Annotated in this window: 10 protein-coding genes and 2 pseudogenes; 6 read left to right on the top strand and 6 right to left on the bottom strand. The window is 57.7% G+C overall.

Annotated features, from left to right (window positions below):
- Nucleotides 1-75 precede the first annotated feature (75 nt).
- Entirely contained in the window at nucleotides 76-1,776 is a 1,701-nt protein-coding gene (locus tag B9A24_RS03965) for a M28 family peptidase (RefSeq protein WP_084443880.1), read from the bottom strand.
- Between the two features lie 101 nt (nucleotides 1,777-1,877).
- Nucleotides 1,878-2,357, bottom strand: a complete 480-nt coding sequence (ispF, locus tag B9A24_RS03970; RefSeq protein WP_084443881.1) for a 2-C-methyl-D-erythritol 2,4-cyclodiphosphate synthase — start codon at nucleotides 2,355-2,357, stop codon at nucleotides 1,878-1,880.
- Nucleotides 2,358-2,601: 244 nt separating this feature from the next.
- Here ispF and B9A24_RS03975 point away from each other — a divergent pair, with 244 nt between their 5' ends.
- The 5 genes from B9A24_RS03975 (at nucleotide 2,602) to B9A24_RS03995 (ending at nucleotide 9,920) form a co-directional block, all read left to right on the top strand.
- Entirely contained in the window at nucleotides 2,602-3,216 is a 615-nt protein-coding gene (locus B9A24_RS03975) for a TetR/AcrR family transcriptional regulator (RefSeq protein ID WP_084443882.1), read from the top strand.
- A gap of 33 nt (nucleotides 3,217-3,249) precedes the next feature.
- The gene (locus tag B9A24_RS03980) at nucleotides 3,250-4,800 is read left to right on the top strand and encodes a TolC family protein (protein WP_084443883.1); all 1,551 of its coding nucleotides are present in this window, start codon (nucleotides 3,250-3,252) and stop codon (nucleotides 4,798-4,800) included.
- 107 nt (nucleotides 4,801-4,907) lie between these two features.
- The gene (locus B9A24_RS03985; protein WP_084443884.1) at nucleotides 4,908-6,026 is read left to right on the top strand and encodes an efflux RND transporter periplasmic adaptor subunit; all 1,119 of its coding nucleotides are present in this window, start codon (nucleotides 4,908-4,910) and stop codon (nucleotides 6,024-6,026) included.
- A 71-nt stretch (nucleotides 6,027-6,097) separates the two neighbouring features.
- Nucleotides 6,098-9,538 carry an efflux RND transporter permease subunit gene (locus B9A24_RS03990; RefSeq protein WP_084443885.1) on the top strand — a complete coding sequence of 1,147 codons (3,441 nt, stop codon included), beginning with the start codon at nucleotides 6,098-6,100 and terminating at the stop codon, nucleotides 9,536-9,538.
- A 109-nt stretch (nucleotides 9,539-9,647) separates the two neighbouring features.
- Entirely contained in the window at nucleotides 9,648-9,920 is a 273-nt protein-coding gene (locus B9A24_RS03995; protein ID WP_084443886.1) for an acyl carrier protein, read from the top strand.
- Between the two features lie 569 nt (nucleotides 9,921-10,489).
- On the opposite strand, the pseudogene B9A24_RS22925 reads toward B9A24_RS03995, so the two are convergent.
- Both B9A24_RS22925 and B9A24_RS04005 read right to left on the bottom strand, forming a co-directional pair.
- Nucleotides 10,490-10,843, bottom strand: a pseudogene (locus B9A24_RS22925) (YkvA family protein); the annotation flags it as partial.
- Nucleotides 10,844-11,015: 172 nt separating this feature from the next.
- The gene (locus B9A24_RS04005; protein ID WP_084443888.1) at nucleotides 11,016-11,636 is read right to left on the bottom strand and encodes a C40 family peptidase; all 621 of its coding nucleotides are present in this window, start codon (nucleotides 11,634-11,636) and stop codon (nucleotides 11,016-11,018) included.
- A gap of 317 nt (nucleotides 11,637-11,953) precedes the next feature.
- Between B9A24_RS04005 and B9A24_RS04010 the strand changes: the two genes are divergently transcribed.
- On the top strand, nucleotides 11,954-12,313 hold the full coding sequence (locus B9A24_RS04010) for a hypothetical protein (protein ID WP_084443889.1): 360 nt from the start codon (nucleotides 11,954-11,956) through the stop codon (nucleotides 12,311-12,313).
- Nucleotides 12,314-12,389: 76 nt separating this feature from the next.
- Here B9A24_RS04010 and B9A24_RS04015 read toward each other — a convergent pair whose 3' ends face one another.
- Both B9A24_RS04015 and B9A24_RS21975 read right to left on the bottom strand, forming a co-directional pair.
- Nucleotides 12,390-13,124: an SDR family NAD(P)-dependent oxidoreductase gene (locus B9A24_RS04015; protein WP_084443890.1), complete on the bottom strand. Its 735-nt coding sequence runs from the start codon at nucleotides 13,122-13,124 to the stop codon at nucleotides 12,390-12,392.
- 116 nt (nucleotides 13,125-13,240) lie between these two features.
- Nucleotides 13,241-13,517 (bottom strand): annotated as a pseudogene (locus B9A24_RS21975) (SDR family NAD(P)-dependent oxidoreductase); the annotation flags it as partial.

Here is a 13,517-nt window from a genome sequence, read left to right on the forward strand (position 1 = left end):
CCGGGGGGTGAGGCAACCGTTACACAAAAAAGCCCCCCAGAGAAACTCCGGGGGGCTTTTTCACCAACTAAAAGATTAAGGCTTATTTGAGTCAACCGCAATGCGCTTATCGCGGTTAGCCAGCTCCCAGGCGGTGTAAAACACCATCTGAGCCCGCTTTTCCATCTTCGCAAACTCGATTTTCTCCACCTCGTCGCCGGCACCGTGGTAGTCGTCGTGGACGCCGTTGAAGTAGAACGCCACCGGAATCTTGTGCTTGGCGAAGTTATAGTGGTCGGAGCGGTAGTAGAAGCGGTTGGGGTCTTCGGGGTCGTTGAAGCGGTAGTCCATGTCGATGTTCGTGTACTTCTTATTGGCCGCCTCGTTGATGGCGTGCAGCTCGGAGGATAGTTTATCCGAGCCAATCACGTACACGTAGTCGCCTTTGCCCTCGTGCTCCTTGTCGGTACGGCCCACCATGTCGATGTTCAGGTCGGCAATGGTTTGCTCCAGCGGAAACACTGGATGATCGGTGTAGTACTCCGAGCCGAGCAGACCTTTTTCCTCGCCCGTTACGGTCAGAAACAGGATGCTGCGGCGCGGGCCGTGACCGTCTTTTTTGGCTTGGGTGAAGGCCTGAGCCATTTCAATGACGGACACCGTGCCCGAGCCGTCGTCGTCGGCCCCGTTGTACACCTCCCCGTCGATGATGCCGACGTGGTCGTAGTGCGACGACACGACCAGCAGCTCGTCCTTCTTGTCGGTGCCTTCCAGGTAGCCCAGCACGTTTTCAGTCGTGAACTCTTCCAGCTTTTTGGCGGCGTTGATGCTCACTTTTGCCGGCTTGAACGGGCTGGCTACTGGCTTGCCGGCTTTGCCGGCTGACGTCTGATACTGCGTCAGCGCGGCGGCGGTAGTACCCAGCATTTTGCCCCCCACGGCCGGCGACACGAAGAAAGCCGCTACCCGCGGATTAGCCGCGGCAGGAGCTTCTTTAAATGTAATGCTCGGCCGGCTGATGTAAGGACCCATGCGGGCCGCTAGTTTCGGGAAGTTGCCGTTCGGGTCGGTGTCAATGAAAAATACGCTGCGGGCACCCTTTTGCGTGGCAAGCGCGGCTTTGGCGCGGTAGTCGGTGCCCCACTTGCTGGGCGCGCCATCTTTGCCGAGCACGGGCTGCTTCTGGGCATTCATCGGCTCACCGAGCAGAATGATCAGGTCTTTGCCTTTCACGTCGCCCAGGCTGGTGTAGTCAGAGTAGCCTTCCTGCTCGATGCCGTAGCCTGCGAACACGGGCTGAATGGCAGTTTCCTGCTGAAATGGCGAAGCGCCAAAGCCGTAAAAATCGGTCAGCCACTTGTAGGTCTGACCACCTACTTTCAGGGTAGCGCCATCGGCCCAGGTGGAGCGCACCATGGTAAAGTGCTGGAGGTACGGATTATCGGAGCCTTGTACTGGGCCGGTTAAGCCTAAATCCTTGAACTGCTTGCTGATGTACTCAGCGGCCATCTTCTGACCTTTCTCCCCGGTTTCGCGGCCTTCATAAGCGTCGGAGGCCAGAATAGTGAGGTGCTGACGCAAATCGGCCTGCGTGATGGTGGGGCCGTAGGTAGTGGCCCAGTCGGTGGCAGCAGCAGTGGTAGCGCTGGCGCTGGGTTCGGCTCCTTCTTTGGTCGGAGCTTCCGTCCGTTGCTTGCGCTTTACTTTGACTTTACGCTTGGTAGGCGCATCCTGGGCTACAGCGGAGGTAGCGCAGCAGGCCGCCAACAGCAGGGCGTAGAACGTATTTTTCTGCATGGGGTGGAAAAAGTGAATGAAATCTGGACAGGAAAGACGCGGTAGAAACGGAAAAATTGCACATAGTAGCGCGAAGCGAAAGCTTCGCGCTACTTGCTTTTTCAGGGCTGCATAATAAGTACCGAAGCGTAAGCAGCCACACCCTCTTGCCGGCCCACGAAGCCCAGCTTTTCGGTGGTGGTGGCTTTAATAGAGATATCATCAGCCTCAATGCCCATCACCTCGGCCAGCACGCGCTGCATCGCCGGGATGTGCGGATTGACTTTAGGCTGCTCCAGGCAAATGGTGGAGTCGATGTTGCTGATGGTGTAGCCGCGCTCGTGGAGCAGGCGCACCACCTCGGCCAGCAGGCGCTTGCTGTCGATGCCTTTGTACTGCGGGTCGGTGTCGGGAAAGTGGAAGCCGATGTCGCGCAGATTGGCCGCGCCCAGCAGGGCATCGCAGATAACGTGGATGAGTACGTCGGCATCGGAGTGGCCCAGGGCACCGTGGGTGTGTGGCACCTGAATGCCCCCGAGCCAGAAGGGCAGGCCCGCGCGGAGCTGGTGTACGTCGTAGCCGAAGCCGGTACGGATTTTCATGGAAGCAGAAAGTAGGGGCGAAGGAAGGAAAGCAGGCACCAAGGTACGGCAAAGTAAAAAGGCTGCCTACGTCCGCGTACGAAGGAGCTATTTGCCCCCCGCAAAAAAATAGTTGGCGATTTGTAAAGTAAGAATTGCCCCCCAGCGTCTGCCTGGCCAAAGAATAGCCGGAGAAAAGATCATAAAAAATTAATGGAAACTTTGAAGTCAATAAAAGTTTCCTGCGTATCTTTGAGCCGGAATTATGGAAATCAAAGACCGCATCCTACAATCTGCCCAGACGCTGTTTATGCGCAACGGCATCAAGAGCGTTTCGATGGATGACATCGCCACGCACCTGGCCATGTCGAAGAAGACGCTCTACAAATGGTTCGAGAATAAAGACCAGATCGTGCATGCGGTCATCGTCGACTTTCTATCGCACGAGGAAGCCGACTGCGCCGGAATGGCGGCTTCGGCGGGCAACGCGCTGGAGGAGCTGTTTCAGATGATGGAGTGGAGCAAGCAGCTCATGACCAACATTCACCCCAGCATCTTCTACGACCTTCAGAAATTTCACTCCCAGGCCTGGCAAGTGTGGGTGGCCCACAAAAACCAGTTTATCCTCGAAAAAATCACCGACAACCTGCGCCGCGGCATTGCTGAGGGTCTCTACCGCGCCGACCTCGACGTGGACGTGCTGGCCCGCCTGCGCCTGGCCCAGATTGAGCTGGCCTTCAACGCCGACTTCTATCCACCCCGCCAGTTTGACCCCCAGCGGGTACAACATATTTGTTTAGAGCATTTTATGCTGGGCTCGGCTACGCTTCGCGGCCATAAGCTGATTAATAAGTACCGTCAGGTGACGGAAGAAGAATAAGAACTACGATTCGCTACCTGCTTCCCGCTTTTTATGAAAAACTCGCTTCGCCTTGTCTTGCTCGCTTTAGTGCTGAGTTTTCTGGGGCTGCACCAATTGTTAGCCCAAACGCCCGCTACGGGCCAGCCGGTAGCCTCCAGCGGGCCCCTGGCGCTGAGCCTGCAACAGGCCATCGACTACGCCATCCAGAACAAGTCCACGCTCCAGGCATCGCGCCTGAATGAGCAGAAAGCCACGGCGCAGGTGGGCGAAATCCGTTCCCAGGGTCTGCCCCAGGTGAATGTGGGCGGCACCGTCACTAACAACTTCAAGCTTCAGCGCCAGCTGGTGGATTTCGGCCGGTTCGCGGGCGGACCCGGCACGCTCAACGGCACCACGCTCACGCCCGAGCAGCTGCGCGACGTGCAGGCGGGCAACGCCGTGACCCTGCCGCCCGCTTATACACAGGTAGAGTCGGCGGGGCCGCAGCCCTTCGCCTTTGGCCTGCAATACCAGGGCAACGCGTCGGCGTCGGTGTCGCAGCTGTTGTTTGATGGCTCGTATCTGCTGGGGCTGAAGGCAGCCAACGTGTTTCGGCAGCTGTCCGTGAAGCAAACCGCCCAGAGCGAAATCGAGGTGGTGGAGCAGGTATCAAAAGCCTACTACAGCACGCTGGTGGCCCGCGAGCAGCTCGCGTTGCTGGCCCGCAACGTGGAGCGCCTCGATACGCTGCTGTATCAGACCAGGCGCACGTTTGAGGAAGGCTTCGTGGAGAAGCTCGACGTAGATCGCCTGCAGGTGCAGCGCAACAACCTGCGCATCGAGCAACAAAACGCCGGCCGCCTGGTGGATCTGGGCGTAGCCCTGCTCAAGTTTCAGATGGGCCTCGACCAGCTCCAGCCCGTACAGCTCACCGATTCGCTGAATGCGGCGCTGGTTGATGCCAACCGCCTGAAGCTGCAAAGCGCGGGCGACGAGTTCGACTACGGCCAGCGCATAGAATACTCAGTGCTGCAAACCCAGCGCGATCTGGCCGTACTTGATATCCGCAACCGCCGCGCGGGCTACCTGCCTAGGCTTTCGTTGGTGGGCGCTTACGGCTTTATCGGCTCCGATCCGCGTCTGGGGGGCTTATTGGAGTTCCGGGGCCCCGATTCGTATACTAATCTTAATGGCCGGCAGGTGCTGAATCAGAACTGGTTTGGCTTCGGCAACGTGGGGCTGAGTCTGCAGGTGCCCATATTCGACGGGCTGCGCAAAAAGTACTCCATCCAGCAGGCCCGGCTGACGCTGGAAACCGTGAACAAAGGTTTCACAACTCTCCAGCAAAGCATTGACCTGCAGCGTCGCCAGGGCGAAACCAACCTGCAGAACGCCCTCGACGTGCTGGCCAACCAGAAAGCCAACCTCGCGCTGGCTACCGACGTGGCGCGGGTGTCCAGAATCAAGTTTCAGGAAGGCGTGGGCTCCAATCTGGAAGTAATCACCGCCGAAACCGACCTGCGCCAGTCCCAGACCAACTATTACTCGTCGCTCTATGAAGCGCTGGTCGCTAAGGTCGATTTCGACAAGGCCGCGGGTACGCTGTACCAGAGCAAAAAATAAGTATGGGTGCCACTGAGGGAGTATTTTGGCCGATTGTCGCTTGAAAAAAGCCCCCCAGCCCTTCCTTTCCTCATCCCTTCAGTTAGTCCAGTGAACCGCTTCTCCTCATGAAATACAGCATCACTTCCGCCATGCTTGCCCTGTCGCTGCTGGCTGCCTGCGGGCAGAAAGATCCGCAGGCCGAGCTGGCCGCGCTGAAAAAAGAACAGGCCGAAAATCAGGCTAAAATCGCGGCCCTGGAAGCCAAGGCGGGCCCGGCAAAGGCAGCCGGAGCCAGCCAGGCCGTGCCAGTGACTGTGCTGAACGTGAAGCCCGCCGACTTCCGCGGCTACCTGGAGGTGCAGGGCCGCGTCGACTTCGACCAAAACGCCACGGTATCGGCCCGCTCGGCGGGCTCGCTCACCAGCCTGCGCGTGCAGCGCGGCGACCGGGTGCGCCGCGGCCAGGTGCTGGCCTCCATTGATGCTGGCGTGCTCGAAGCCAGCACGGCCGAGCTGCGCACTCGCCTGGACCTGGCCCGCGTGGTGTATGAGAAGCAGAAGCGTCTCTGGGACCAGCAAATCGGCACCGAAATCCAGTTTTTGCAGGCCAAGAACAACTACGAGGCCTTACAGCGCAACCTGAGCACCCTGGGCCGCCAGCGCGAGCTCTACAACGTGACGGCCCCCTTCGCAGGCACCGTGGATGAGGTGCTGCCCAAGCTGGGCGAAGTGGTGGCGCCCGGCTCGCCGGTGGTGCGCCTGATTAGCGGTACGGGGGGCAAAATTCTGGCCGACGTATCCGAAAGCTACGCGGGCAGCATCAAGGCCGGCGACAAAGCCATCGTGACCATTCCCGATCTGGGCGAGCAGGAATTGCCGGCTACCGTGCGCGTAGTCAGTCGCGCCATCAACGCGACCAGCCGCACGTTTACCACGGAGCTGCGCCTCGATGACAAATCGAGCCTGCAATTGCGGCCCAACATGGTAGCCACCGTGCGGGTTCTGAACTACAACCGACCCAACGCCACTGTGCTGCCCGTTGACCTGGTGCAGCGCGACGAGCAGAATAGCTACGTGTACGTGGTGGAGCAGAAAGGCAGTCAGCCCGTAGCCCGCAAGCGCATCATCCAGACCGGCGCTACTTATAATGGCGAGGTAGAGGTAACCAGCGGCCTGACGGCCAATGACAAGGTGATTTCCGCCGGCTATCAGAATATCAACGAAGGACAGGCGGTAAGCCTGTAGCAGCAAGAACGACCAGTTCCCCTCCTCAGCTGAGGAGAGTATTCGTCCCTATCCGCAAAAGATATTATACCATGCAGGACGCAGAAAAAGAGTTTGGGCCCACCAGCTGGTCCATCAACAACAAAACCAGCATCTACATCATCACGGTGCTGCTGTGCGTGGCGGGCATATTTGCTTACATCAAGCTGGGCAAGGAGAAATTCCCCGACATCGTGATTCCGCGCATTATCGTGGCTACGGTGTATCCGGGCACCTCGCCCACCGACATCGAAAACCTGGTGACGCGCCAGCTTGAAAAGGAGATAAAAAGCGTAAACGGAGTGAAGAAAATCAACTCCACCTCCAACCAGGACTACGCCATCGTGGACGTGGAGTTCGACTCCGGCGTGGACGTGCAGTATGCCAAGCAGCTCATCAAGGACGCCGTGGATAAGGCCCGGAATGAGCTGCCCAGCGACCTGCCCGCGCCGCCTACGGTGAATGAGGTGAACTTCTCCGAGTTCCCGATCATGAACATCAACCTGGCCGGCAACCTGCCGCTGAGCCAGCTCAAGAAGTTCGCCGACGACTTCCAGGACAAGATCGAGGCCCTGCCCGAAATTACCCGCGTCGATATCGTGGGGGCGCTGGAGCCGCAGGTAAACGTGGATGTAGACCTGAACAAGCTGCGCGCCTCGCGCCTGGGCTTTACGGACATTCAGCGAGCCATCGGCTCCGAGAACGTGACTATTTCGGGCGGCTCCATTGATGTGGGCAACCAGAAGCGGGCCGTGCGCGTGGCCGGTCAGTATACCAAGGCTTCGGATATCGCTGATATTCAGGTGAAAAACCTGAACGGCGCGGCCGTACGCCTCGGCGACATCGCCACCGTGGAGGATGCCTTCAAGGACCGCGAAAGCTACGCCCGCCTCGACGGCAAGACGGCCATCACCCTGAACGTGGTGAAGCGCCAGGGCCAGAACCTGATCGACGCGTCGGACAAGATCAAGCAGATTGTGGAGGAGTCGAAAGCCTCCCTGCCCAAGGAGCTGACCATTACCATCACCGGCGACACGTCCAACGATACCCGGGTTACCCTGCACGATCTGATCAACACCATCATCATCGGCTTTCTGCTGGTGACGCTCATTCTGATGTTCTTCATGGGCACCACCAACGCCTTGTTCGTGGGCCTCTCGGTGCCGATTTCGATGTTTCTGGCCTTTCTGCTCATCCCGGCCTTCGACTTCTCGCTGAACATGATTGTGCTTTTTGCCTTCCTGCTGGCGCTGGGCATCGTGGTGGATGACGCCATCGTGGTGATTGAGAACACCCACCGAATGCTGCACGAGCACCCCAACCTGACCACCGACAAAGCCGCCAAATTCGCCGCCGGCGAGGTATTCGTGCCGGTACTGGCCGGCACGCTCACGACGGTAGCGCCCTTCGTGCCGCTGCTGTTCTGGCCGGGTATCGTGGGCTCGTTTATGTACTACCTGCCCGTCACGCTCATCGTCACGCTGATGTCGTCGCTGGTGGTGGCCTTTATCATGAATCCCGTGTTTGCCGTGAGCTTCATGCAGCGTGAGGACCATCACAGCGGAGAAAAGCCGCGATTGACGCGCGGCTTCCTGATTGCCATGGGCATCCTGGCGCTGGTTGCCGTTATCGGCTACGTGGCCCGTTCGCCATTCGTGGGCAACCTCACGCTGACCGTTATTCTGCTCTGCTTTCTCAATAAGTTTGTGTTCGTACGCTGGATTGCCTGGTTTCAGACCCGCGCTCTGCCGCGCTTCCAGAACGGTTACGCCAGCTTAGTGAGAGCAGTAACGGGCGGTACGATATGGCGACAAGTGGCCATAATGCTAGGCATGATAGCACTGTTTGCTCTTTCTGGCTTGGCTGTAAAACTTCGGGAACCCAAAGTGGCTTTCTTCCCCAAAGGCGACCCCAAGTTCATTTACACTTACCTGAAAATGCCGGTCGGCACCCGCGTGGAAGTGACCGACTCGGTGACCCGCATGCTGGAGAACCGCATCTACGGAGTCATCGGCCGCAATAACCCTGATGTGGAATCGGTGATTACCAATGTGGCCATTGGCGCCGGCGACCCCGGCGAGGCTACCGCCACCGGCGTGTCGCAGTCACATTTGGGCAAAGTGGGTGTAGCTTTTAAGGAGCTTAGCCAGCGTACCGGCAAATCGTCGGCCCTGTACATGAATGAAATCCGGGAGGTGGTGAAAGGCATTCCGGGCGCGGAGGTATCCGTGGACCAGGAAGCCAGCGGCCCGCCGACGGGTAAGGAAATTGCCATCGAAGTTGCCGGTGACGACTACGTGCAGTTGGCTAAGCTCTCGAAGAAAGTGACGCGCTACATCGACTCACTCGACATCGGCGGCGTGGAGCAGCTGCGCTCCAACCTGGAAGACCGCAACCCTGAAATTGCCATCAATATCGACCGCACCCGCGCCAACCGCGAAGGCATCAGCACCGCCCAGATTGGCCTGGAGGTGCGCACGGCCATCTACGGCTCGGAGGCCAGCAAATTCAAAACTACCGACGACGAGTACCCCATTCAGGTGCGCTACGCCGAGCCCTATCGCTCCGACGTGGCCGCCATCGTGAACGCGCCGCTCACCTTCCGCGACGCCACCGGCCAGGTACGTCAGGTGCCTATTTCCTCCGTGGCCAACGTAACCTACGGCACCACCTTCGGCGGCATCAAGCGCAAGGACCTGAAGCGCGTTATCACCACTTCCTCCAACGTGCTCAACGGCTTCACCGGCCCCGACGTGGTGCGCAATATCCAAACGGCGCTGGACAATTTTCCCACACCGCCCGGCTACACCATCCGCATGGGCGGGGCCCAGGAAAACCAGAAGGAAACCAGCGACTTTTTGCCCTTGGCCGCCGCACTGGCTCTGGGGCTCATCTTCCTGATTCTGGTTACGCAGTTCAACTCCTTCAGCAAGCCGCTCATTATCCTGTCTGAAGTGCTGTTCTCCATTGCCGGGGTGCTGTTTGGCCTGGCCATCACGGGCATGAACATCAGTATTGTGATGACTGGCGTGGGTATTATCGCTCTGGCGGGCATCGTGGTGAAGAACGGTATTCTGCTGGTCGAATTCACGGATATGCTTCGCTCTCAGGGCATGCCGCTGCGCGAGGCCATCGTGCTGGCTGGCCGTACCCGCCTGAATCCGGTGATCCTGACGGCCACGGCTGCCATTCTAGGACTTATCCCATTAGCAATTGGCTTGAATATTGATTTCTACGAGATGTTCAATTCCTTTGAGCCGCATTTTTTCATCGGAGGTGAGTCGGTGGTGTTCTGGGGGCCGCTAGCCTGGACCATTATTTTCGGGCTTAGCTTTGCAACCATTATTACCCTGGTGGTAGTCCCTGTCATGTATTTGATCAACGAACGGCTCCGCGCCAAGATAACCGGCAATGACCCTGATGCCCCTATAACGCCCCCCGCCGACGCGGAAGAAATTCGCGCCACTCGCCCACCTGTTTTAGCTGAAGCTTAAACTTTTAGACACGAGAAAGGAGAAGTGAGCCGTTAGCCTAGCCGCCCTTGGTAAACTAAAGCTTACTTCTCAGGTCTTACAGTCTCCTTTTTGTATACCTCCCTTTTTTATGATTTCCTCATCAAATTCCGTCCCTTCTACCATCGAGCAGCAAGTGCTGCGCATCATCAGCAAGCGTAAGGCTATCAAGCCCACGCGCCTGCGTATCGGCAGCAACCTGAGCCGCGAACTAGGCTTCGACACGGTTGATGTAGTGGATATTATTCTGGAGCTCGAACGCAGCTTTAAAATCACGATTCCTGATGAAGTGCCTTTGAGCACCGTCGGTGATTTTGTGAGCTACGTAACTTCCCACACGCCTGGTGTGCGGCAGGTAGCGTAGCTTTTTAAACATTGAAACCCTAAAAAAGCCCCCCAGAAGACGCTGGAGGGCTTTTTTGTGTCCTTTAACAACGGTACTTAACGTACGTTGCCGCCCGTATCGTTGGAGCTGTCGTTGCGGGTGCGGCTGCCGTCGGTATTATAGGTATCGTCGGCTTGGGGTCGCACATCCGTCTTGGGCGTCGTGTCGTTGGGGCCGGTCAGGCTGGGATTGGGGTTACTGCTATCGGGCGAAGAAATGCCGGAGTCGGTGTTCGACTGTGAACGGCTTGAACCGCCTGCTGCTGGATGATTTAGATCAACAGTGCCCGTCCGCTTCGTCGATTCCGGTGCTTCGACGCCCCGATCCAACGTGTGGTCAGGAGAAGTCTGGGGGGCATTTTGCGGCTTCGGACCCGATTCGGCCGTGGTGCCGTCAGTGGAGGTCAAGGATACAGCGGCGCCGGAAGAGCTATCTACCGGACCATTATTGGTGGCCATTGATCCGCTGGCGTTGACCACAGTCGGCCGCGCGTGTTCCCACGCTACGAAGTGGTCCATTTCCTCTTTCAGTTTGGTGGTAAACCAAGCCAGCAGAGCCACATCATCGAGCAAACCAATCACGGGAATGAAGTCCGGAATCAGGTCGATGGGGCTCAGAAAGTAGATAAGCACGGCCACGGCCGCCACGATGGTTGGCGTAGGCAAGCCCGTGTACTCGCCCGATACGGAGGTGCGCACCAGCCGAAACAGCACCTGCAGGCTTTCCCAGGCCTCGTGGGCAAGGGTACCTAGGTCGTTTTTATCGCTGGCCTTCTGGTAGGCATCATTCAGGAGCTGCTTGATGCGCAGGGGCTTCTTTATATAGTCCTCAGCTTTGCCAAGAAAGGTTTTGAAGAGGGGAGAAGAAGCGATATTCTCGCCCTTAGAGTTCGGAGTATTCATAGGAAAACAAAGTTGAAAAGTGAACTGCTTCCAGCTCGCATTGGGCTGGTGCCTGCCTGTTCTATACTGTTGCCGCTCAAAATGGTTTTGGACTAGCAGCTCCACCGTGGGCCACAAAAAAGCCCCATTCCGGAGAGCAGGGCTTCATGTCAGGAAAACAGTTGGCGGCCAGTTAATTGGTTTCAACGCGGCCAGCCGCGTAGAAGTTGCGATTATAATACGCTTGGCGTAAGGAACTTATCATGACGCCTCCAGTGGTGGCTGAGTGAGCAAATTTGCCGTCCTTCAGATAAATGCCAACGTGGTAAATGGGCTGGCCGGGCCCGCGACGGAAGAATACCAGGTCGCCTTCCTCCATCTCCGTCTTGCTAATGCGCTTTACGCTCTGAAACATGGAGCGGGAGCTGCGTTGGAGGGTAATGCCGTAAACTTCTTGAAAAACGCGACTTACAAAGCCGGAGCAATCGGTGCCGCGGCGGGTACTGCTGCCGTAGCGGTAAGGGGTACCCAGCCAGTCGGTGACGGTGCGGAGCAGGGCTTTGTTCTCGTCGAAATCAAGTTTGAGACCAAGGGTATGTGCGTAGTAGTTATAGGCCAGCGAATCGCGGGAACTAGCGGCCGTGTGGTCGGCGGCGGGAGGAGCCGGCGTAGCCGGTGTCCAGGAAGGGAAAAGGGAGGCTTCGGTAAGGACTGGAGCCGGAGCGGTGCTGGGATCAGTAGCAGGTGTGCGATCGTAGAAAAAGGAGAGCGTGAGCGAGGTAGCGGCGAGGCAATAGAGAAGGCTATGTTTCATTGTCCGTCGTAAGGAAGCAAAATCGATTTTCGGGCGTAGCCGCAAGCGGCGAAAAGGTGGGTCGTATCAGCGAAAAAGCTGGACTGCAAGTCCGATAAAAAAGTAATGAAAAAACGTGTTTACGGGGGGCAAAACCGACCGATTTTAGCCAGCCTCATAGGTTAAAGCTAAGTCATAAAAAATTGGGTATCCAAGTTTCACCCCCCAATCGGACAAATAAACTCATTATAGTATACTTTTATACAAGTAAAATTATAGCTGAACTATGGTTATAAGCTCATCGTTTGGCGTATACTACGCCGCTCAAATCATCCCCCATGAAGCCGCCCCGGATTATCGAGAATTCGCCCTTCGCCCGCATCGCCCGCATCGTGCTGCAGTCGCGGAGCGTGGCCATGGTTTTGGGCAACAGTATTCACCTCAGCGGCGCCACCCGCGAGCAGTTTTTGCGGGATCCGTATTGGGTAGCCCACGAGATGTGCCACATCCGCCAGTTTCAGGAGCATGGGCACGTACCTTTCTTATGGAAGTATCTAATCGAATCGGCGCGGGTAGGTTACTTCAACAACAGGTTTGAAGCTGAAGCCCGCCTCGCTGGCCGCCTTGATGCCCACCTGTACGCCGGCACTGAACCCCTGCCCGACCCCGAGCAGATGCACAAAGGCGCCCGCGGCTAAGTCTTCAGCATTAAATAGCAGTTGCTGGGGGGCTTTTTGCGGCTAAGCGCAATGGCCTGAGTGGTGCCTCCATACGCTATAGAGCGGCGAGCCGGCCGCCGTCCGCAACCAGGGTCGTGCCGTTGATGAAGCTGGACTCAGCGGCGGCCAGAAAGCAGATGGCGGCGGCCAGTTCTTTGGGGCTGCCTACCTGGCCGGTTATCTTCTCGCGGCCACTTTTCACGTTAGGGTTGTCCCAGAGCATGGGCGTATCCACGGCGCCCGGTGCTACGGCGTTGATGCGGGCGTGGGTATGCGCGATTTCCTGGCTGAGGCCGCGCACGAATGCTTCTATGGCACCCTTACTGGTGGCGTAGGGCACTAGGTTGGCCGTCGTCTGGTGGGCGTGCACGGAACTGACGGCCACAATACTGCCTTGCTTCATGTGGGGCAAACAGAGCTGGCAGAGACGAAATAAGGCCCGCATATTTACGTTCATCAGCGTATCCCACTCCTTGGGGGGCAAATCCACAAGGGGCAGGTACGTCATTTCGGCAGCATTACTGATGAGCACGTCCACGCGGTGCCAGCGCGCCAGCGTGCGGCGCACAGCAGCCTGAAGGTGCGCATCTTTGCCTACATCGGCTCGCGCAAAAATGGCCTCGCCGCCGGCTGCTTTTATTTCGCGTACCACCTCGCGGCCATGCTCCGTGCTGCGCCCCAGCACGACCACGCAGCCGCCCTCGCGCCCCAATTGTAGAGCTACGGCTCGCCCAATGCCCGACGTAGCCCCGGTAACGATGCACACCTTATTCTCGAACCGTTTTGCCATATAAGTTGGGCGGGGGGCTTTTTTACTAGAAAAAACAAAAGAGAGGCGGCTGCCTTTCGCGAAGGAAAAGCAGCAACCTCTCACAATTGTTCAGCTTGCGCTACTTAGGGCCAGGGCTATTTCTGCTCCTCAAACATCTTGCGCATGCCGGCAGCCACCAGGTTATCGGGGGTAATATTGCTGAGCATGGCCTGAATCTTATTCGTGATGCCCGAAATAACGCGCATCTCCCCATTCATCAGGGCGGTGTAGCCGTCTTTGGCCACGTCCTTTGGGTTGGCGAGACTACCTTGAGCGGCAGTGGTATCCTCAGCGCCGGCGCGCTCGAAGAAATCGGTGTCGGTAGCGCCGGGGCAGAGCGCCGTCACCGTCACGCCCGAATCTTTTAACTCA

It is taken from the genome of Hymenobacter roseosalivarius DSM 11622, from assembly GCF_900176135.1.
GTDB classification, from domain to species: Bacteria; Bacteroidota; Bacteroidia; order Cytophagales; family Hymenobacteraceae; genus Hymenobacter; species Hymenobacter roseosalivarius.

Bases quoted from the DNA above. Each gene is read 5' to 3' on its own strand.
- B9A24_RS03965 (WP_084443880.1), bottom strand. From the start codon at position 1,776: ATGCAGAAAAATACGTTCTACGCCCTGCTGTTGGCGGCCTGCTGCGCT.
- ispF (WP_084443881.1), bottom strand. From the start codon at position 2,357: ATGAAAATCCGTACCGGCTTCGGCTACGACGTACACCAGCTCCGCGCG.
- B9A24_RS03975 (WP_084443882.1), top strand. From the start codon at position 2,602: ATGGAAATCAAAGACCGCATCCTACAATCTGCCCAGACGCTGTTTATG.
- B9A24_RS03980 (WP_084443883.1), top strand. From the start codon at position 3,250: ATGAAAAACTCGCTTCGCCTTGTCTTGCTCGCTTTAGTGCTGAGTTTT.
- B9A24_RS03985 (WP_084443884.1), top strand. From the start codon at position 4,908: ATGAAATACAGCATCACTTCCGCCATGCTTGCCCTGTCGCTGCTGGCT.
- B9A24_RS03990 (WP_084443885.1), top strand. From the start codon at position 6,098: ATGCAGGACGCAGAAAAAGAGTTTGGGCCCACCAGCTGGTCCATCAAC.
- B9A24_RS03995 (WP_084443886.1), top strand. From the start codon at position 9,648: ATGATTTCCTCATCAAATTCCGTCCCTTCTACCATCGAGCAGCAAGTG.
- B9A24_RS04005 (WP_084443888.1), bottom strand. From the start codon at position 11,636: ATGAAACATAGCCTTCTCTATTGCCTCGCCGCTACCTCGCTCACGCTC.
- B9A24_RS04010 (WP_084443889.1), top strand. From the start codon at position 11,954: ATGAAGCCGCCCCGGATTATCGAGAATTCGCCCTTCGCCCGCATCGCC.
- B9A24_RS04015 (WP_084443890.1), bottom strand. From the start codon at position 13,124: ATGGCAAAACGGTTCGAGAATAAGGTGTGCATCGTTACCGGGGCTACG.